At 62.8% G+C, this 18600-nt stretch carries 26 protein-coding genes; 15 read left to right on the forward strand and 11 right to left on the reverse strand.

The features are described from left to right. Window positions 1-38 precede the first annotated feature (38 nt). Entirely contained in the window at window positions 39-908 is an 870-nt protein-coding gene (locus NLY42_RS10360; RefSeq protein WP_245263526.1) for a LysR family transcriptional regulator, read from the forward strand. Window positions 909-1216: 308 nt separating this feature from the next. Here NLY42_RS10360 and NLY42_RS10365 read toward each other — a convergent pair whose 3' ends face one another. After that, window positions 1217-1804 (reverse strand): TetR/AcrR family transcriptional regulator, encoded by a 588-nt coding sequence (locus NLY42_RS10365; RefSeq protein ID WP_023754135.1) that lies wholly within the window; start codon window positions 1802-1804, stop codon window positions 1217-1219. Between the two features lie 105 nt (window positions 1805-1909). Between NLY42_RS10365 and NLY42_RS10370 the strand changes: the two genes are divergently transcribed. Together NLY42_RS10370 and NLY42_RS10375 are read left to right on the forward strand one after the other, a co-directional pair. Next, on the forward strand, window positions 1910-2725 hold the full coding sequence (locus NLY42_RS10370) for an oxidoreductase (protein WP_023754136.1): 816 nt from the start codon (window positions 1910-1912) through the stop codon (window positions 2723-2725). 68 nt (window positions 2726-2793) lie between these two features. Then, window positions 2794-3795, forward strand: a complete 1002-nt coding sequence (locus NLY42_RS10375) for an NADP-dependent oxidoreductase (protein WP_023673085.1) — start codon at window positions 2794-2796, stop codon at window positions 3793-3795. Between the two features lie 96 nt (window positions 3796-3891). Here NLY42_RS10375 and NLY42_RS10380 read toward each other — a convergent pair whose 3' ends face one another. Continuing rightward, a complete protein-coding gene (locus tag NLY42_RS10380) occupies window positions 3892-4809 on the reverse strand; it encodes a polyprenyl synthetase family protein (RefSeq protein ID WP_023754137.1) in 918 nt (305 codons plus the stop codon). 132 nt (window positions 4810-4941) lie between these two features. On the opposite strand from NLY42_RS10380, the gene NLY42_RS10385 reads away from it, so the two are divergent. The 4 genes from NLY42_RS10385 (at window position 4942) to NLY42_RS10400 (ending at window position 7723) form a co-directional block, all read left to right on the forward strand. Next, entirely contained in the window at window positions 4942-5649 is a 708-nt protein-coding gene (locus tag NLY42_RS10385; RefSeq protein WP_050588540.1) for a transglycosylase domain-containing protein, read from the forward strand. Window positions 5650-5802: 153 nt separating this feature from the next. Then, window positions 5803-5985 carry a 50S ribosomal protein L32 gene (gene rpmF, locus NLY42_RS10390; RefSeq protein WP_008834724.1) on the forward strand — a complete coding sequence of 61 codons (183 nt, stop codon included), beginning with the start codon at window positions 5803-5805 and terminating at the stop codon, window positions 5983-5985. A 196-nt stretch (window positions 5986-6181) separates the two neighbouring features. Next, window positions 6182-7129 carry an agmatinase gene (locus NLY42_RS10395; RefSeq protein ID WP_023670155.1) on the forward strand — a complete coding sequence of 316 codons (948 nt, stop codon included), beginning with the start codon at window positions 6182-6184 and terminating at the stop codon, window positions 7127-7129. A 192-nt stretch (window positions 7130-7321) separates the two neighbouring features. After that, a complete protein-coding gene (locus tag NLY42_RS10400; protein WP_023670154.1) occupies window positions 7322-7723 on the forward strand; it encodes a hypothetical protein in 402 nt (133 codons plus the stop codon). Window positions 7724-7845: 122 nt separating this feature from the next. Here NLY42_RS10400 and NLY42_RS10405 read toward each other — a convergent pair whose 3' ends face one another. The 3 genes from NLY42_RS10405 to NLY42_RS10415 all read right to left on the reverse strand — a co-directional run bounded on the left by NLY42_RS10405 (window position 7846) and on the right by NLY42_RS10415 (window position 9294). Next, a complete protein-coding gene (locus NLY42_RS10405) occupies window positions 7846-8277 on the reverse strand; it encodes a GlcG/HbpS family heme-binding protein (RefSeq protein WP_023733046.1) in 432 nt (143 codons plus the stop codon). A 176-nt stretch (window positions 8278-8453) separates the two neighbouring features. Beyond that, window positions 8454-8687 (reverse strand): hypothetical protein, encoded by a 234-nt coding sequence (locus NLY42_RS10410; RefSeq protein ID WP_023670152.1) that lies wholly within the window; start codon window positions 8685-8687, stop codon window positions 8454-8456. A 79-nt stretch (window positions 8688-8766) separates the two neighbouring features. Continuing rightward, on the reverse strand, window positions 8767-9294 hold the full coding sequence (locus NLY42_RS10415; RefSeq protein ID WP_023754138.1) for a winged helix-turn-helix transcriptional regulator: 528 nt from the start codon (window positions 9292-9294) through the stop codon (window positions 8767-8769). Between the two features lie 114 nt (window positions 9295-9408). Here NLY42_RS10415 and NLY42_RS10420 point away from each other — a divergent pair, with 114 nt between their 5' ends. The 5 genes from NLY42_RS10420 to NLY42_RS10440 all read left to right on the forward strand — a co-directional run bounded on the left by NLY42_RS10420 (window position 9409) and on the right by NLY42_RS10440 (window position 12226). After that, the gene (locus NLY42_RS10420; RefSeq protein WP_023754139.1) at window positions 9409-10242 is read left to right on the forward strand and encodes an alpha/beta fold hydrolase; all 834 of its coding nucleotides are present in this window, start codon (window positions 9409-9411) and stop codon (window positions 10240-10242) included. Between the two features lie 116 nt (window positions 10243-10358). Then, window positions 10359-11015, forward strand: a complete 657-nt coding sequence (locus NLY42_RS10425) for a glutathione S-transferase family protein (RefSeq protein ID WP_023754140.1) — start codon at window positions 10359-10361, stop codon at window positions 11013-11015. A gap of 5 nt (window positions 11016-11020) precedes the next feature. Beyond that, complete coding sequence (locus NLY42_RS10430; RefSeq protein WP_023699361.1) at window positions 11021-11347, forward strand: ArsR/SmtB family transcription factor; 327 nt, start codon at window positions 11021-11023, stop codon at window positions 11345-11347. A 23-nt stretch (window positions 11348-11370) separates the two neighbouring features. Continuing rightward, the gene (locus NLY42_RS10435; RefSeq protein WP_032887163.1) at window positions 11371-11745 is read left to right on the forward strand and encodes a nuclear transport factor 2 family protein; all 375 of its coding nucleotides are present in this window, start codon (window positions 11371-11373) and stop codon (window positions 11743-11745) included. A gap of 16 nt (window positions 11746-11761) precedes the next feature. Next, window positions 11762-12226 (forward strand): SRPBCC family protein, encoded by a 465-nt coding sequence (locus NLY42_RS10440; protein ID WP_023754141.1) that lies wholly within the window; start codon window positions 11762-11764, stop codon window positions 12224-12226. A 29-nt stretch (window positions 12227-12255) separates the two neighbouring features. On the opposite strand, the gene NLY42_RS10445 is transcribed toward NLY42_RS10440, so the two are convergent. The 3 genes from NLY42_RS10445 to NLY42_RS10455 form a co-directional block, all read right to left on the reverse strand. Next, window positions 12256-12519 carry an ArsR/SmtB family transcription factor gene (locus NLY42_RS10445; RefSeq protein WP_023754142.1) on the reverse strand — a complete coding sequence of 88 codons (264 nt, stop codon included), beginning with the start codon at window positions 12517-12519 and terminating at the stop codon, window positions 12256-12258. Window positions 12520-12551: 32 nt separating this feature from the next. Beyond that, the gene (locus NLY42_RS10450) at window positions 12552-13790 is read right to left on the reverse strand and encodes an MFS transporter (protein WP_023670146.1); all 1239 of its coding nucleotides are present in this window, start codon (window positions 13788-13790) and stop codon (window positions 12552-12554) included. Window positions 13791-13886: 96 nt separating this feature from the next. Then, a complete protein-coding gene (locus NLY42_RS10455; protein WP_023670145.1) occupies window positions 13887-14081 on the reverse strand; it encodes a DUF1192 domain-containing protein in 195 nt (64 codons plus the stop codon). Between the two features lie 135 nt (window positions 14082-14216). Between NLY42_RS10455 and NLY42_RS10460 the strand changes: the two genes are divergently transcribed. The 3 genes from NLY42_RS10460 to NLY42_RS10470 all read left to right on the forward strand — a co-directional run bounded on the left by NLY42_RS10460 (window position 14217) and on the right by NLY42_RS10470 (window position 16743). Beyond that, the gene (locus NLY42_RS10460) at window positions 14217-15227 is read left to right on the forward strand and encodes an NAD(P)H-quinone oxidoreductase (RefSeq protein ID WP_031244805.1); all 1011 of its coding nucleotides are present in this window, start codon (window positions 14217-14219) and stop codon (window positions 15225-15227) included. 356 nt (window positions 15228-15583) lie between these two features. Next, window positions 15584-15724 (forward strand): DUF1127 domain-containing protein, encoded by a 141-nt coding sequence (locus NLY42_RS10465; protein WP_023670143.1) that lies wholly within the window; start codon window positions 15584-15586, stop codon window positions 15722-15724. A 326-nt stretch (window positions 15725-16050) separates the two neighbouring features. Continuing rightward, entirely contained in the window at window positions 16051-16743 is a 693-nt protein-coding gene (locus NLY42_RS10470) for a DUF1013 domain-containing protein (RefSeq protein ID WP_023670142.1), read from the forward strand. Between the two features lie 63 nt (window positions 16744-16806). Here NLY42_RS10470 and NLY42_RS10475 read toward each other — a convergent pair whose 3' ends face one another. The 3 genes from NLY42_RS10475 to NLY42_RS10485 all read right to left on the reverse strand — a co-directional run bounded on the left by NLY42_RS10475 (window position 16807) and on the right by NLY42_RS10485 (window position 18415). Continuing rightward, on the reverse strand, window positions 16807-17526 hold the full coding sequence (locus tag NLY42_RS10475; protein ID WP_023683994.1) for a helix-turn-helix transcriptional regulator: 720 nt from the start codon (window positions 17524-17526) through the stop codon (window positions 16807-16809). Between the two features lie 126 nt (window positions 17527-17652). Continuing rightward, window positions 17653-18063, reverse strand: coding sequence for a hypothetical protein (locus NLY42_RS10480; protein WP_031197101.1), 411 nt, complete (start codon window positions 18061-18063; stop codon window positions 17653-17655). A 181-nt stretch (window positions 18064-18244) separates the two neighbouring features. Then, complete coding sequence (locus NLY42_RS10485; RefSeq protein ID WP_023670139.1) at window positions 18245-18415, reverse strand: hypothetical protein; 171 nt, start codon at window positions 18413-18415, stop codon at window positions 18245-18247. Between the last annotated feature and the right edge of the window lie 185 nt (window positions 18416-18600).

The following is an 18600-nucleotide window of genomic DNA, read 5'->3' on the forward strand; positions in this document are numbered from 1 at the left end:
AATGGGATTGATAAATGAGGCGCTGAGATTTCAGCGAGCTGGCAGTCTTCATCGCCGTAGCAGAGGCGGGCAGCTTCACACGCGCCGCAGCAAAGCTTGGTCTATCGCAGTCGGCGCTCAGTTACGCTGTCAGAACGCTGGAACAGCGCATGGGAGTCCGGCTGATCTCACGCACCACCCGCAGCCTGTCCGTGACGGTAGCTGGAGAGCGCTTGCTGCGAAGCCTGCGACCGGCCTTCGATCACATCGAAAGCGAGATCGCCGCCGTCGCCGCCCTGCGCGACAAGCCCACTGGCCTCATTCGCCTGACGACATTCCGGTATGCTGCCAAATCAGTACTGTGGCCCGTCATCGCCAAACTCCTTCTGCAGTATCCGGATATCGAAGTGGAATTGAGCCTGGACGAAGGTCTGGTTGACATCGTTGCAAGCAAATTCGACGCCGGTATCCGGATCGGCGAGCAGGTCCAGAAGGACATGGTGGCAGTAAGGATCGGCCCGGACCTGCGTATGGCGGTAGTTGGATCACCGTCGTATTTTGCAACCCGAACGGTTCCAAAGACACCGCGCGAACTTGGGGAACACAAAGGCATCAGCTACCGTCAGAAGACCAGCGGCGGGCTCTTTGCCTGGGAGTTCGAAAAACGCGGTGAGGAACTTGAAGTCAGGATGAATGGCCCACTCATTATCAATGACGGGGAAATGCTGGAGGCTGCGGCCCTCGACGGGCTCGGACTAGCATACACATTTGAAAGCCAGGTCGCTCCGTTCGTCGCAGACGGACGCCTGATCCGGGTGCTGGAAGACTGGTGCCAACCCTTCCCGGGCTATCACCTCTATTATCCCAGCCGACGCCAGCACACTGCAGCGTTCGCTCTTCTTGTGGAGGCACTCCGTCTCAAGGCGTGACGGAAGGGCGAAAACACGCCGCTCTAACTTGGCGAAGTGAGTTATCCCTCCCTCATCAGCACAATTTTCGGGCGTCCAATCGATTCCTCCGTCGCAAGTTACCCCCCTTACGGACTGCGTCGCGGTGGCCGTCCGATTCCGAGCCTTGAAGCTGCCAGTCGCTTCCGGCCCTTATGCGGTCATTCCCTGATGCAGGTTGAGATGGCCTCGTGCTGGCAATGGCCGATGACTTTAGGCAAAGCGACCCTTCTTGTAATGCGGCCCGCCATGATGAGGATGTCAGGCTCTTTGCTGCTGCCGCTCTATCTCTAAATGGATGCCTTCTCGCCCTCACGTGGCTGGATCAGGCTGCGCGCGGCGTCTGCTCCTGCCGCAAGGATGCGATCCGACAATTCCGTCCCCGCTGCCGCGCGGGCCAGCTGAAGCGTGCCTATGAGGGTCGCAAAAACGCCCAGGGCGGCGGCTTCCGGGTCCTTGGTCTGCGGAAGTACTGCAGACAACTGGCGCACCAGAACCAGCAAGCGTTCGGTATAGACTTGGCGCGTTTCGGGCGGCTGACGCGCGAGTTCCGGCAACAGGGCGGCCGACGCGCAGCCGGCTCCCGGATTGTCCCGGTGCTCAGCTGACAGATACGCCGCTATGCCCATCTCCGGACCACCGGCTGCCAATACCTCCTGCAGTTGCTGCGACTGGGCCTCCAGTGCCGCTACAAGGCTTTCACGCACAAGCTCCGCCTTGGATTGGAAATGCGGATAGAAGGCTCCGTTCGTCATCCCGGCGTCGCCCATAATGGCTGCCAGTCCGGACGCGGCGATGCCGTCACCGCGAAAACGCTGGGCTGCGGCCTCGACGATGCGATCGCGGGAGGCGTCCTTTCGGCCCTTTTCGTAGCGCATGGCGGCTCTTCCTTTCTGCTATTGCATTACGGTCGTAATTTGATATTATGATCATAATTCAACCAGCGAACGAAAGCTAGCCCCAGTGGCTTTGGAGCATAAAAAATGAATGCGAACTCTGGAAAGACCGCTGTTGTGACCGGAGCCTCCTCGGGCATCGGCCGCGCAAGTGCCGAGGCCTTGGCGCGGGCGGGGTATACCGTCTTCGGGACAAGCCGCAGCAAGGCTGGCAACGGCCCGGCGCAGGTGTCCATGCTGACCTGCGACGTGACCGACGGAGAGTCGGTCAGCGCCCTGGTTTCAACCGTGCTGGCCCAGACCGGCCGCATCGACCTCTTGGTCAACAATGCCGGTGTCGGCCTGCTTGGCGGCGCCGAGGAATCTTCGGTCGAACAGGTCCAGGCTCTGTTCGACGTCAATCTGTTCGGCGTCATGCGCATGACCAATGCGGTGTTGCCGTCGATGCGGCGCCGCGGCCAAGGGCGCATCGTCAACATCGGCTCGATTCTAGGATTGGTGCCCGCGCCATACTCAGCGCACTACTCGGCGGTCAAGCACGCGCTGGAGGGCTATTCGGAATCGCTCGATCATGAGGTTCGCGCCTTCAACATTCGCGTCTCGGTCATCGAGCCGGCATTCGTGCGCACCGTCTTCGACCAGAACGGCATCGAGCCGGATTCCCTGTTGAAGGACTACGATCAGGCGCGCGCCGGTCTCAAGGCGCTGCTTGCCGATGTGATGCCCAAAGCCGATCGGCCGGAAGTGGTGGCGGATGTGGTCGTCAAGGCAGCGACCGACGCCCGTCCGCGACGGCGCTATACCGCAGGGAAGGCAGCGCGCCAGGTCAGCCTGCTGCGCCGCTTCGCCCCCGCGGGGATGTTCGACAAGACCTTGCGCAAGCAGTTCCGCCTGCCGGTCTGAACAACGGTGGGACGGAGAATTTCACACACAAACGGCGCACCAACGGACACTCTCAGAAAGTCACTGCCATGAAGGCATTCGTTGTCGATAAATATAGCAAGAAAGGCATTTTGCGGCTGGCCGAGATGCCGGAGCCGGAGCTGCTGGACAATGACGTCCTGGTCGAGGTCCATGCCGCCGGGGTGAACCTGCTGGATTCCAAAATCAGAACCGGCGAATTCAAACTCGTCCTTCCCTATCGCCGGCCCTTCATCCTCGGTCACGACGTTGCCGGGAGGGTTGTCAGGGTGGGCTCGAAAGTCCGCAAATTCAAACCCGGCGACGCCGTCTATGCGCGGCCGCGCGACGGCCGGATCGGGACATTCGCCGAATTCATCGCAATCGATGAAGCCGACGTGGCGCTGAAGCCGGCGAACCTCAGCATGGAAGAGGCGGCCTCGGTCCCGCTGGTCGGTCTGACCGCCTGGCAGGCTCTCATCGAGAGGGCGGGTCTGAAGACAGGCCAGAAGATCTTCATCCAGGCTGGCTCCGGCGGCGTGGGGACATTCGCCATCCAGTTGGCAAAGCACCTCGGCGCGATCGTTGCGACAACAGCGGGCGCGGCAAGCAACGATCTGGTCAGGGATCTCGGCGCCGATGTCGTCGTCGACTACAGGAAGGACGACTTCGAGAAAATCCTGTCGGGCTACGACGTCGTCCTGAACAGCCAGGACGCCAAGACGCTTGAGAAATCCCTGACTGTGCTGAAACCGGGTGGGAAGCTCATCTCGATTTCCGGTCCTCCGGATCCCGAATTTGCCTGGAAACAGGGACTGAACGTGGTGCTAAGGCTGCTGCTGCGGCTGCTGAGCCGTGGTATCAGGACCAAAGCCAAGCGCCGGGGCGTGGGATTTTCGTTCCTGTTCATGTCGGCGCAAGGTGAGCAACTGAGCAAAATCACGTCCCTCATCGAAGATGGGGCGATTCGCCCGGTCGTCGACAGGGTCTTTCCTTTTGAAGCGACCAATGAGGCGCTGGCTTACGTCGAAACAGGACGCGCCAAGGGCAAGGTCGTCGTCAAGGTCAGATAGCGCGCCCAGTTGCTTTGGGGCATTTGAGAGACACCAAGCAAGGCAGCGCAAGGCCGACAAATTCCGAAAACGGTTCGGCATCCGATTGCCCAAACCTCAGTTGTTGCGGATTGCCACGAAGCTTGCCGCTGCCTTCAGCAAGGCTGCCTGTTCACCGTAAGGCTCAAGCAATTCATGGGCCTGCTTGACCAGCCCATGGAGCTGGCTGCGCGCCCAGTTCGCGCCATGCAGCGCGACCAGCGTCGCCTTGCCGGCGGCTGCGTCCTTGCCGGTCGCCTTGCCCATCTGGCTGGCATCGGCGGTCAGGTCGAGCAGGTCGTCGGCAAGCTGGAAGGCAAGCCCGACCGCCGAGCCGAATTCGGCCAGCCGGTCGCGGTCCTGCGGTGCAGCGCCGGCAATGATCGCGCCGGCTTCGCAGGCGTAGCGGATCAGCGCGCCGGTTTTCATCGCCTGCAGCCGGACGATGCCGGCCTCGTCCGGCCTGTTGCGCTCGGCTTCGAGATCGAGCGTCTGCCCGCCGACCATGCCCCCCGTGCCGGCGGCGCGCGCCAGCGCCAGCACCAGCGCCGCCCTGCGCTCCGCCGGCAGCGCCGTCGCCTCATCGGCGAGGACATCGAAGGCAAGCGTCAGAAGCGCATCGCCGGCAAGTATGGCGGTGGCTTCATCGAAGGCCTTGTGCACGGTCGGCTGGCCGCGGCGCAGATCGTCGTCGTCCATGGCAGGCAGATCGTCATGGATCAGCGAATAGCAATGCACGCATTCGAGCGCCGCCGCCACGCGCATCGCCGCCTCGCCATCGGCGCCAAAAAGGGCGGCACTTTCCATGAGCAGGAAGGGGCGCAGCCGCTTGCCGCCGTTCAGCACGCCATGGCGCATGGCCGCCATCAGACGCTCCGGCCGGGCGATCTCGCCGGCAAGCGTGCGGCCGTCGAGCAGCAGCCTGAGCCCGGCCTCGATCGCCGCCGCCCGCCCCAGAAGTGCGGCCTCAAAGGCCAATTGCTCGTCTTTCGTCATGGCCGGGAGCGGTAGCCGACACTCAGACGTTGCGCAAGAAGCCTCGCGCCATTATGCCGGAGGCGGGAGAGTGGCGCGGGTGGGGGCGGCTTGACGGAACCGATCGTCGATCATGAAACCGAAGGGTTTGAGATGGCGCGACCGAGGCGCGTGAACCGCGCCGGTCTGAAGCGCCTCGCCCGGCGTTGCCTGGTCGTCGCCGCCGTGCTGGCGGCGATACCCGTTGGGCTGACCTTCCTCTATCTGCCGTCCTTCGTGCATCCGATATCGACCTTGATGGTCAAAGACCTCGCGACCTTCTCCGGTTACGACCGGCGTTGGGTGTCGATCGACGATGTGTCGCCGGTGCTGGCCAATTCGGTGATCATGTCGGAGGACGGTCAGTTCTGCTTCCATCGCGGCATCGATCTCGGCGAATTGCGCGGCGTCGTCGACGATGCGCTGGCCGGCGAGGCGACGCGCGGCGCCTCGACCATCACCATGCAGACGGTGAAGAACCTTTTCCTGTGGTCGCGGCCGCTGGGCTCGGTGCGCAAGGTGGTCGAACTGCCGCTGGCCGTCTATTTCGACGCGGTGATGTCGAAACGGCGGATCATGGAGATCTACCTCAACATCGCCGAATGGGGGCCGGGCGTTTACGGCATCGAGGCGGCGGCCCAGCATCATTTCGGCGTTTCGGCCAAGCAGCTGTCGCGGCGGCAGGCGGCATTGCTGGCCGTCTCGCTGCCCAATCCGATCGCCCGCAATCCGGCCAAGCCCGGTCCGGGTCTGCGGCGGCTGGCGTCGCTGATCGAACGCCGCGCCGGCCGTTCGGGCGCGTATGTCGGTTGTCTTGATTAGGTCGAACCGCTGCCGGCTCAAAAAAAATCGCCACGGTGCTGGCCAAAACGGCGCAGGGCGTGTATAGGCACCCGACTTTCTCAGATTATGGCCCTGACGCGGCCCTTTCACGAGGGCTATCGGGGCATTTTGACCATGTAGTGGAGCATATCCATGGCCGTTCCGAAACGAAAAACCTCTCCGTCCAAGCGCGGCATGCGCCGCTCGGCCGACGCTCTCAAGGCCCCGACCTATGTCGAGGACAAGAATTCCGGCGAAATGCGCCGCCCGCACCATATCGACCTGAAGACCGGCATGTATCGCGGTCGCCAGGTGCTGACGCCCAAGGAAAGCTGAGACCAGCTTTCGAAGGGTTTGAATGCCAAAAGAACCGGCCATTGGCCGGTTTTTTTGCGTTTGGTGCGCGTCGCGCCGCCAACTATGCCAAAGACCGGGCGTCCGTGGCGATACAAGCTGCGGCGGCGGTGCTGTATTGAGTGATGCCTTGTCGCGGCGCTTCCGCGCGATGATCGGCCGGCTTCAGAGGGACCGCATGACCAAGCTCACCACAGCACCGCGCGATATCTTCCAGACCTTCATGAACTTCCCGCTGGTCGAGGACCTCGATGCGCTGAAGGCGGATGTCGCCATCATCGGCATGCCTTACGGCAGTCCCTACACGATCGACGAGTTGGTCAACGACCAGACCAACGCGCCGACGGCGGTGCGGCGCGCCTCGCAGCGCATCAGCCTCGGGCTCGACCGCTATGATTTCGACATTGGCGGAACCCTGTTCGACGGGCAGGACGTCAAGGTGGTCGATGTCGGCGATGTCGCCGGCGATGCCGCCGGCGGCCACTACAGGTTGGCCGAAGCGGCGATCCGAAAGATCCGCGTCGCCGGCGCCTTGCCGATCACCATTGGCGGCGATCACGGCATTCCGATCCCGATCCTGCGGGCGCTTGACGGCGAAGGGCCGATCACCCTGGTTCAGATCGATGCCCATCTCGACTGGCGCGACAATGTCAACGGGGTCAGGGAAGGCTATTCCAGCCCCATCCGCCGCGCTTCGGAGATGGCGCATATAGCCGGGATTTTCCAGCTCGGCATCCGCGGCCAGGGCAGCGCCCGGCTCGAGGAGGTCGAGGCGGCCCGCGCCTACGGCTCCAACATCGTCACCGCCAATGAATGGCAGGATATCGGTACGGCGGCGCTGCTCAAGCGCATCCCGGACCGTGGCCGCTATTACCTGACCATCGATGCCGACGGTCTCGATCCCGCTGTCATGCCGGCGGTCGAAGGGCCGGCGCCTGGCGGCATCAGCTACCGGCAGACGATCGAACTGATCAAGGGGCTGTTCGCCAAGGGACGTGTCGTCGGCATCGACATCGTCGAGATCGCGCCGGCGCGCGACGTCAACGAGATCACCTCGATGACCGCCGGCCTTTTCATCCTCAACGCTATCGGCGCCGCCGTGCGGACAGGCCAGTTCAAGCGCTGAATCCGGCGTGTCGGTGGTCAGCCGGGGCAACTGTGGCTGACAGGGTTGTTTCGCGCGGTCTTTTTCCGTGTTTGCGGGCGCTAGCGAAAAATCTTGACGGCGTGCCTGCGGGGCATTCTACAGAAGGTGCCCCCATTGTTTAGGCAATTCCTTGGGAAACCGCTTTCCTGGAATTGCTAGAGGAGACGCCTGATGTTCGGTGCCATCCCGCTGCTGATCGTGCCCTTCGTGGCCTACAATCTCGGACTCCTCGGAATATTCGGCAGCGGCGACGATCCGTGGGCGACCGAGATCTTCTCGTTCAGCATGATGTCGGGCGGGGTGTTCTCGATGACGCTCGGCGACCTGATGGTGGTGATCGGGCTGATCTTCCTGTTCCTCGAAATGGTGAAGTCGGTGCGCACCACGAACGCCTCGATCATGGACCATCTGTTGTCGACGCTGGTCTTCGTGGCGTTCCTGGTCGAATTCCTGCTGGTGAAGGGCGCGGCGCACTCCGTCTTCTTCACGCTGATGGTGATCGCCCTGTTCGATGTGCTGGCCGGGTTTTCGGTGTCGATGCGGTCGGCGAGTAGAGACATAAATTTGAACTAGCCGCCTTCGTTGGATGGTCGCATCCGTTCGCGATTGGCGTGGCTGCTCTTTCTGGTCGTCATCCCGGGGTCTGCGCCGCGTAGCTTCGCTCCTGCTTCGCCCTGGGATGACGAAGCTCCCCCTCAGCCCGGATCGGCAGTGAAGCCGGCGGCTTCGATGCCGGCGATGGCGGCGGCTTCGTCATTGTCCGACGTATCTCCCGAAATTCCGACGGCGCCGATGACGGCGCCTGCCTTGTCGCGGATCAGCACGCCGCCGACGACCGGCAATACGCGTCCACCCGAGACGTCGGAAATGCCGGCGACGAGATGCGGCCGCTCCTTGGCGAAAGCCTCGACACGGCGCGAGCCCATGCCGATGGCCAGCGCCCCATAGGCCTTGCCGGCCGACATTTGCGGGCGCAGGAACGAGGCGCCGTCCTGACGCTGGAAGGCGACGAGATGCGCGCCGGCATCCAGCACGGAAACGCCGAGCGGTTTGAGCTTCATCTCGGCGCCCTTGGCGAAGGCGGCGTCGATGATGTGCTTGGCTTTTTCGAGGGTCAGTGCGGTCATGGCTGTCTCCTGATCAAAACGCGTCAATCATCGACCTAACATGCGGAATGCGAAATCCCGGTTGCGGTTGAAATTGCTTCGCGCGGGAAAGCGGAATGGCGGGCTTTTGCGGATCGTGGCACATGGCGGATACGATCCCGCCGGCATCAGATCGGATGTCGATGAAGAAGACCGCGCTATTTTTTCTTGGCTCGGGCCGCTTTCTTGACCGGAGCGGCGGGGGCGTTGGCGAGGTCTTCCGCTTCCTTGGCAAGGCGCAATGCCCGGAGCTTGTTGGTCTTGGCCTGGCGGGCGTCGGCCTCGGCGACATACTCCGCCATCGCCTTTTGCCGCACCGTGGCGGCCTCTTCCTGCTTCTTGAAACGCATATCCGCCCGGGCGCGGGCAGTATCCTTAGAGTTCTCGACCAAGAGCGTTATCCAATCCCATAAATTATGTTTTTCAGCCCCTTGATAGCAGAGCCGGCCTGATAATGGGGAAATAAGTTGGTCAAGCGGCCGGGGCCTCGATGCCGCTCGACGCCTTGCGGGCGACCACCGCCTCATATCCGGCCTGCAATGTAGCGCGGACGGAAGGCCGCGCGGGTGTGGCGACAGGCGTGCCCAGATGGTCGTGGCGCAACTCGTCCATGAACTGCTCCCACATTGGCGGTCCGCCTTTCTCCAGCAGCTCGGCCCGGATCGAAAGCTCCTCGCTCACCGGCAGCCAGACGCGGCCCCAAGCGCCGAGATGCGCCATGATCGGCACCAGCGTGATGGCCATCTCGGTCAGGCTGTAGATCGCCTTCTGCTTGTGCGAGGGGTCGTCGGCCTTGGTCAGCATGCCGAGTTCCATCAGCCGCTTCAGCCGGTCGGCCAGGATATTGGAAGCGATGCCCTCGATCGAGCCGTTGAGCAGTTCGCGAAAGTGGCGTTTGCCGCCAAAAATCATGTCGCGCAGGATGATCAGGCTCCAGCGATCGCCGAACACTTCCAGCGACAGATTGATAGGGCATCCCGAGCGGTGTTCGGTTTTCATCCGACTCTCCTCAAAAACCAGTTGCATTATCGTATCAGTTTTATTATCGTGCAACCGATTGCAAAACGCAATCAGTTTGGTTGGCCTTTGATTGGCCGATGCGAGGAGAGTCCCATGACACGGGCCGCAGCACCCGAAATCGTCTCCCAGACGTTTGGGGATCCCGGCGATCCAACCGTTCTGCTGATCATGGGCGCCATGGCCTCGATGCTGTGGGGGCCGGAGGCGCTCTGCAAAAAACTCGCCAGCGAGGGCCGTTTCGTGATCCGCTACGACAATCGCGATACCGGCCTGTCGACCAAATATGCGCCGGGCGAGCCGCCGTATACCTTCGACGACATGGCGGACGATGCGGTGCGCGTCCTCGACGGTTGCGGCATCGGCGAGGCGCATGTGGTCGGGATGTCGATGGGCGGCATGATCGCGCAACGACTGGTGTTGAAACATCCCTCGCGTGTCATCACACTGACGGTGATCAGCAGTTCGCCGGTGGGGATCGATACATCGCACCTGCCGGGGACGACCGAGGCCTATATGGAGCACTCGGCCGATGGCGCCAAGGTCGATTGGTCGGACCGCGACCAGGTGATCGGCTTCGTCGTCAAGGATGCGCGTGCGATCGCCAGCACCGCGCATCCCTTCGACGAGAAGGCGATGCGCGCGTTCGTCCAACAGGACTACGACCGATCCGGCGGCTTCCTGAGCGCGACTAACCATTTCATGCTGAAGGGCTGCGAGGATCTGAAAGGACGCCTGCGCGAGATCAAGGTTCCGCTGCTCGTCATTCACGGGACATCGGATCCGATCTTTCCGGTCGAGCATGGCGCAGCCCTTGCCGACGCTGTTGCCGGCGGGCGGCTTGTCCGCGTCGAAGGCGGTGGCCACGAACTGCATCCCGACGACTGGGGCACGATCGTCGCCGCCATCGTGGCGCATACCGAACCCTGAAGGCGGTCTGGAACCTTGACACATTCGCCTCATGGAAATAGTTAAGTAAATGCTTCAGTGTCGGCGCTGGCTGGCACCGCTCCAGCATCGACGAACCGCAAACAGACAAGCAAAAAATGTCCCTGACGTTCCATTTCCATCCGCTGGCATCGTTCTGCTGGAAACCGCTGATTGCGTTTTACGAGAACGATACGCCCTTTACGCCGGTTATCGTCGACCTCGGCGACGAGCAGTCGCGGGCAGCATTCCTGAAGGTGTCGCCGACCGGCAAGATGCCGGCGCTGCGTGACGATGCACGCAATCGCACGGTGCTGGAATCGACCATCGTCATCGAATATCTGGCCGCGCATTATCCCGGGCCGGTCGAGCTCATCCCGGCCGAGGCCGACCTTGCCCTCCAGGTCCGCCAGGCCGACCGTTTCTACGATTTCTACGTGCAGGCGCCGATGCAGAAGATCGTCGGCGACAGGTTGCGCCCGCAGGACAAGACCGATCCGTTCGGGGTCGATGAGGCGCGCGCGCAACTGCGCAACGCCTATGCGATCATCGAGGAGGAGATGCGCTCGAAACTCTGGGCGGCCGGGCCTACCTTCACCATGGCCGACTGCGCGGCCTCGCCGGCGCTGTTCTACGCCAACAAGGTCGAGCCATTCGGCGACAGCTATCCGGCCCTGAAACACTACCACGACCGCCTGCTCAAGCGGCCGTCCTTCGCCCGGGTGGTCGAGGAGGCGCAGCCCTACTTCAAGTTCTTTCCCTGCAATAACGGCTGATCGCGATGCTGCACGATCCCGCCCAGCTCGACCTGATGTTCCAGGCGCTCGCAGACCCGGCCAGGCGCAGCATGGTCGAACGGCTGTCGCGTGGGCCGGCCTCGGTCAGCCAGTTGGCCGAACCGCTGGCGATGTCGCTGTCGGCCGTCGTCCAGCATCTCAACGTGCTCGAAGCAAGCGGGCTGGTGCGCTCGGAAAAGCTCGGCCGCGTGCGCACCTGCCAGATCGCGCCGCAGGCGCTGCGCAGCGCAGAACACTGGATCAACGAACGGCGGCTGACATGGGAGCGTCGGCTCGACCGGCTCGGCGATTTTCTCGCCGGGACCGAATGACCTGAAGCAGAGGAGAAATGACCATGCCCGGCAAAAGCAGAGCGGAGTTGATCCGCGGCTATTTTTCCGCCTACCAGGCGAATAACAAGGCTGCCGTCGCGGCGGTGCTCGCCGACGATTTCACCTTCACCAGCCCCTATGACGACGCCATCGACCGTGCGACCTATTTCGAGCGCTGCTGGCCGGACAGCCCGGCCTTCAGCTCGATCGTCATCGAGCGGATATGCGAGGACGAGGACGCCGCCTTTGTCCTCTATCGCTGCGAGACGGCGGACGGAAAGACCTTCCGCAACACCGAACTGCATCTGTTCCATGACGACAGGTTGCGCGCCGTCGAAGTCTATTTCGGCGCGTCCTATCGCGACGGCGTCTTCGTCGCGCAGAAACCATCAAGCTGACCAAGAGGACCTGACCATGGCCGAACGATCCGTCGTCCACTCCACCTTCGTCCTCGAGCGCCTCTATTCAGTTGCACCGGCGAAAGTCTATTTCGCGCTCAGCGATCCGGCCGCCAAGCGGCGCTGGTTCGCCGACCCCGACAACCCGATGACCCACAGGCACGAAATGGATTTTCGCGTCGGCGGCCAGGAGGTCAATGCCGGCGGGCCGAAGGACGGGCCGATCCACACCTATACCGCCACCTATCAGGACATCGTGCCCAACCAGCGCATCGTCTACAGCTACGACATGCTGTTCGGTGATGTCAGAATCTCGGTTTCGCTGGCGACAATTGAGCTTCGCCCGGAAGGCACGGGCACGCGTCTGGTGCTCACCGAGCAGGGCGCGTTTCTCGATGGGCACGACACACCGTCATCGCGCGAGCATGGTACCCGATTCCTGCTCGATGCGCTGGGCAAGGCGCTGGCAACGGACACTTGAAAGCCAGGGAGGCGAGCTGGAATCTCGGCCTATGCTTCCCAGAACTGATCAATCCAAATATTGAGCTTGAGGAAGCCGGCACTGCTGACTGTATAGACCCGCCTCGTGCCCTCGGCCCTGGCCTGAACCAGACCGGCGTCCAGCAACACTTTCAAATGCTGGGACACGGCCGGGCGGGAGACTGGCAGGCCCGAAGCCAGTTCGTTGACGGTTTTCGGGCCACGCCGGAGCTCTTCCAGAAGATAGCGCCGGTTGGGGTCGGCAATCGCCATGAAGGCGTCAGAAAAGATCATGCCTATACTTGTGGGGCAAAGCTTTTCAAATCTCAACCGTCGGCTTCCGCTTTTCTGAGCCGCAGTGCTTCAGGGGTGACCGAGCGATCGGCCGGCTGGGTCTTGAAGGCGTCGCGGTCTTCGATCGGCACCGGCGCGCGGCGGCTGATGCGCAGCAACGTGTAGGCGGCGAGGCTGAGATGCGCCAGCGCGGTGGCCAGGAACAGGCCTTCGGGGCGGAGCCAACCCATCAGGGCGGCAGCCAGCAGGGGCCCGATCATGGTTCCGAAGCCATACAGAAGCAGCAGGCCGCCCGAGACCTTGACGAAATCCTCCGATCGGGCGTGGTCGTTGGCATGCGCCACGGCGATCGAATAGAGCGTGTAGGCAAAGGCGCCGTAGGCGGCGGCGAAGACAATGACGAGGACGGCGGAACGCGGTTCGAACAGGAAGATCAGGATGGCGAACAGTGCGGCGCCGAAAGCCGCGCCCGCCAGCACGAAACGGCGGTCGGTCTTGTCGGAGAGGCGTCCGGCCGGAAGCTGCATGGCCGCGCCGGCAATAACGACAAGGCTCATCATCAGTGCGATCTGGGCGGTGGAGATGCCGATACGGGCGCCGTAGACGGCGCCAAGCGTGCCCCAGGCGCCATTGGCGATGCCGACCAACAGGCAGGCGATCGCCGACACCGGCGAGTTGGCGTAGAGACCTTTGACGTCGAGCTTGACGTCCTGCAAAGGCTTGGGAGACGAAGCCGACGACACCGCGGTCGGGATCAGCGACAAGCAGAACAATATGCCGGTGATCATGAACAGCGACGCCGATCTGACGTCGCCGCCCGCAACGATCATCTGGCCGCCCATGATCGAGGCATAGGTGACCATCATGTAGAGGCCGAAGACGGTGCCGCGGTTCTCGTTGGTGGCCTTCTCGTTCAGCCAGCTTTCGATGACCATGAAGGCTCCGGCCATGGTGAAGCCGGTGAAGGCGCGCAGCAGGATCCAGACATATTCGTCGATGATCAGGCCGGTAAGCAGCGCCACGATGGCGCCGGAAGCGGCAAAGGCGCCGAACGCCCGGACGTGGCCGGCGCGGCGCACCAGGCGCGGTGCGAAGAAGCAGCCGGTGACGAAGCCACCGGCCCAGGCCGTGCCCATCAGACCGAGCGATGCGGTCGAAAACCCTTCGATCTGGCCGCGCAACGGCAACAACAGGCCGTGCAATCCCGAAGCCGCAAGCAGGAAAGCGGTGCCGCGAAGCAGCGAGAGGATCGGCCTGTAGCTTGCAAACATTGTTTGATCCGTCTGGAGATTCGGTGGCGGGGTCTGAAGACAGGCGCATTCGGGCTTTTCGGCGGCGGATGCTCAACGCCGAAACTAACGCGAAAACTAGCCGCGGCGAAACAGGGCTTCGGCCGCCGATTTGGTGCTGCCCTTGGTCTGGAGCTCGGCTTCGAGCCGGGCAATCTCCTCGCGCAGGATGCTGATCCGTTCGGTCAGGTCACCGACCGAAAGCAGCGACAGATCCTGTCCGATCTCATGCGGGCGGGCTTTCTTCTTGGGTTCGTCGTCGAAGATCGCCATCGTCGCTCCTCCCTATTCAGTATTGGGCTGATTTGGCCATTTGCCTGATCCGGCAATCAGCATACATAGGGCAGGGGCGTAGATGCAAACAGCCGGCAAGAAGCTGGCAGCCGGCGGACCGAGACGGGAAATTTCATGGCGAGCGGACATAAAATTCCAGCCACGATGACGGCCATTGCAATCTCGCAACCGGGCGGGCCGCGGGTGCTGAAACCGGAAACGCGCGACGTGCCGGTGCCTGGTCCCGGCGAAATCCTGATCCGGGTGCGTGCGGCCGGCGTCAACCGCCCCGACGTGCAGCAGCGCAAGGGCGCCTATCCGGCGCCGCCCGGCGCTTCCGACCTGCCCGGTCTCGAGGCATCGGGCGAAGTGGCCGCCCTTGGCGACGACATATCGCGCTGGCGCATCGGCGACCGGGTCTGCGCGCTGACGCCGGGGGGCGGTTATGCCGAATATGTAAAGGTTCATGCCGGCAGCGTGCTGCCGCTGCCCGCCGGCTTCACCCACACGGAGGCGGCCGCGGTTCCGGAAAACTATTTCACCGTCTGGCACAATGTGTTCGAGCGCGGCGGCCTGAAAAAGGGTGAGACGCTGCTGGTCCATGGCGGCTCATCGGGCATCGGCACCACGGCGATCCAGCTGGCGTCGGCCTTCGGCGCCTATGTCGTCACCACCGCCGGCAGCAAGGAAAAATGCGACGCCTGCCTGAAACTCGGCGCCGACCGGGCGATCAACTACCGCGAGGAGGATTTCGTCGCGGCGGTCAAGGATGCGACCGGCGGCAACGGGGCCGACGTCATTCTCGACATGGTCGGCGGCGACTATATCGCGCGCAACTACGAGGCCGCCGCGGTCGAGGGCAGGATCGTCCAGATCGCCGTCCAGGCCGGCGCGGTGGCGAGCGCCGATTTCTCGAAAATCATGGTCAAGCGGCTGACCCACACCGGCTCGACGCTGCGGCCTCGCACGGTCGAGTTCAAGGCGGCGCTCGCCGCCGCACTGGAAGCACAGGTGTGGCCGCTGCTCGGCACCCGGAAGGTAGCGCCGGTGATGGACATGATCTTCCCGCTGACCGACGCCTGGCGGGCGCATGAGCGCATGGAAGAGGGCGAGCATATAGGCAAGATCGTTCTCGACGTCGGCTAGATGGGGCGAGATTCAGGTGAGGCCGGCCTGCGAATGGCGGCTCCCTGCGCTTCCGGCCTTCGCCGGCCGAAGCCCTCATGAGGAGTTGCGGCAGTTAAGGCTACGGCCGGCGTAGGCCGGTGCTTCGTACTGAAGTACGCTCCGCTCCGGTTCTCGGGAGCCGCCATTCTCTGCTCGGCCTGACCTGAACCTCGCGCCATGCTCCGCGCTCAGCCTGTCGGCAAGATGAACACAAGCTTAATGCTGCAATGCAGCATTTGCATTGCGGCTATGCAAAGACGTCTGTTCAATTCGTGGGCAGCACTGCCTATCTAAGCGTCATCGAAACGATTTGATCCAACAACTGGAGGACAACCATGAACCCGATCCGCGCTTTCCGTAACTGGCGTATGTACAACGAAACCGTGCGCGAGCTGAACAAGCTCAACGCCCGCCAGCTCAGCGACCTCGGTATCAGCCGCGGCGACATCGAGAGGATTGCCCGCAAGGCCATCTAATTCGAAGCCTGGTCGGCCGATGAGGCCTGACCACGCGGCAGAAGCAAGAGCCGCCGCAGACGGTATCCCGTCGCCGGTTCCGAGCCCGCTGGACCCTGTCCGGCGGGTTTTGTCGTCTTGGACCCCCTGTACAACTCGGCATCAATGATCGCCGGAGCCGAGGTCCTCCTGGCCTCCCCCGCTGTCCGGTGTCCGACGGCTGCGCCCTGCGCCAAAAACATTGCGAAACGGCAGCGGAGCGGTTATACAGGCCGCGAATTTCCCATTTTGGTGGCTCTAAACCACCGCCCGCGCGGGAACGCGGGCGAACGAGAAGGATTTTTGAAATGGCCAATACGCTGCTGATGCCCAAGGCGACCGCCGTCTGGCTGGTCGACAACACCGCGCTTTCCTTCGAGCAGATCGCGCAGTTCTGCGGGTTGCATCCGCTCGAGGTCAAGGCGATCGCCGACGGCGAATCGGCGCAGGGCATCAAGGGCATGGATCCGATCATGACCGGACAGCTGACCCGCGACGAGATCGCGCGCGCCGAGAAGGATCCGAACCAGCGCCTGAAACTGTCCGACCCCAAGGTGCGGGTGCCGGAATCCAAGCGCAAGGGTCCCCGCTACACACCGCTGTCGAAGCGCCAGGACCGGCCCAACGCCATCCTGTGGCTGGTCCGCAACCATCCGGAATTGAAGGACGCGCAGATTTCGCGCCTGGTCGGCACGACCAAGTCGACGATCGAACAGATCCGCGAGCGCAAGCACTGGAATTCGGCCAATCTGCAGCCGATGGACCCGGTGACGCTGGGTCTCGCTTCGCAGATCGACCTCGACATGGAAGTCAACCGCGCCTCGCGCGGCCGCGAGCAGGCGCAGCCTGTCGGCGACACGCTGCTGCCGGCTGCCGTGACCGAGCGCCTGGTGCCGGCGCCGGAGAAGCCGAAGGACGAGGATGCCGAGCTCGACGCAAACGCCGTGTTCGCCAAGCTCTCGGCGCTCAAGTCCAAGAAGGAAGATGCGGACGACGAGTAAGGTTTGCGACAGTTCATCAAAAAAGCCCGCTTCGAGCGGGCTTTTTCATTGATTATCGAAGTCTCAGCTGCGCGCCGCCCGGTCCGGCGTCATGCCATAGTCCTCCGAGCGTTCGACGGCGCGGTAGAAGTCGGCAAGCTGCTTGCCTCGCTCAGGCTTGAAGATGCGGCCGGCGATGACCACCGAGGCGATGCGGTCGATGCGGAAGGCGCGGAAATCGTCGCGCATCTCGCACCAGGCAACCAGCGTCCATACCTTGCCCCAGAACCACAGACCGAGCGGACGGATGTCACGCCCGGTGCCGCGGCCGGCCTCGTCGCGGTAGTCGATGGTCAGCACCTGTCGCTTCTCGACAGCGCGCTCGATCACGTCGATCGCCTCACGCGCGGCGTCGCTCACCACCCACATCGGCGTGTGGATCTCGGTGCGGGCGATGCGGTCCTTCTCGGCGTCGGGCAGGACGGCGCCGATCTTGACCAGCGCCTCGTCGGCCGCACGCGCCATGGCCGCGCCGCCAAAGGCCCGCACCATGCGGGCGCCGGCGACCAGCGCGACGATTTCGTCACGCGTGAACATCAGCGGCGGAAGGTCGAAACCCTCCCTCATCATGTAGCCGACGCCGGCCTCGCCGTCGATCGGCACTCCGGTCGACTGCAAATCGGCGATATCGCGGTAGATGGTCCGCTCGGAAACCTCGAGCCATGTGCCGAGCTTCTGGGCGGTGACCAGCCGGCCGCCACGCAGGTGCTGCACGATCTGAAAGAGCCTGTCGGCACGTCGCATCGTATGGTCCCTCGGCTGCTTGTCTATGAATGTCATGGTCCCAAAACCGGTTCCGGGTGACATCCATGTCCTGTTTTATGCTTGTCGTTCTCCCAAAAACCGCTGCGCACTTTTGGGCGACACGCATTATGGTTTAAGTCCTTCGCGCCTGCGCTGCACGGCGACGAATTCCGCGCCGAAGGACAACTTCTTCGTTGTCGGCGTGTTCACGTCGAGCACACGCCAGTACGGCGTGATATCGTTCAGCGTCATGCCGCGTTCGAGATCCTCATTGGCGGCTTCGGCGACGGTGCGCAGATGATAGCCGATGGTGACCGGACATGTCACTTGCGCCCCATGCTCGATGGCGAGGGCGGTGCGCAAGGCGCGTACATCCATCTCGACGCCGTTGGGGATCGTGCGAATGAAATCATCGACCTGACGGGCCGTCGGCACCAGCATCGGCTGGCCCTCGACGACGTCGCCCATTGTGCGTGGCGTCGGCTTCACGCCGTTGACGCCCGGCGTGTTCAGCCTGTCGTTCCAGCTTTTCACCATTCATGTCTCCTGACACGTTTATGGCATGGTGCTCCTGACAGCATTCTGTCAGGAGCCTTCAGCATTGTCCGTAGCAGGCGCCAAAGTTTTTGCGCCAGCCCGAGGGGTCGCCGCCCGGGGGTCGATGTCAATGATCCGGGCGTTGCGGGGTCCGCATCCAAGCATTGTCATGTAAAACGCCTCAGATCTCGCGAATGCGGCTGTGACCCTCATACATATCCGGCCAGCCAATGTCCTTGCGGATGTCCGCCGGCAAGGAGTTCAGGAAGCGCTGGGTACGAACTTCATTGCGCATCGTGCGGATCTTGCCGACATAGTGCTGTACGCTGTTCAAAATACCAAAGCTGTTCATGACCATCTCCTCTTCTCTGATGGAGACACTATTGCATACCCCTCCTGACAGCAGTCTGTCAGGAGCATGTCAGCTCGTTGAAGAAAGCTGCGAGGTGCTTGGCGGTCGGTTCGGAAACGAGCCTTTTGTCAGGAATGGCCAAGTCGACCGAGACCATGCAAGAACCGCTTTGACAGCCTGTCGCG

It is taken from the genome of Mesorhizobium sp. C372A, from assembly GCF_030323245.1.
In the GTDB taxonomy this organism is placed as follows: Bacteria; Pseudomonadota; Alphaproteobacteria; order Rhizobiales; family Rhizobiaceae; genus Mesorhizobium.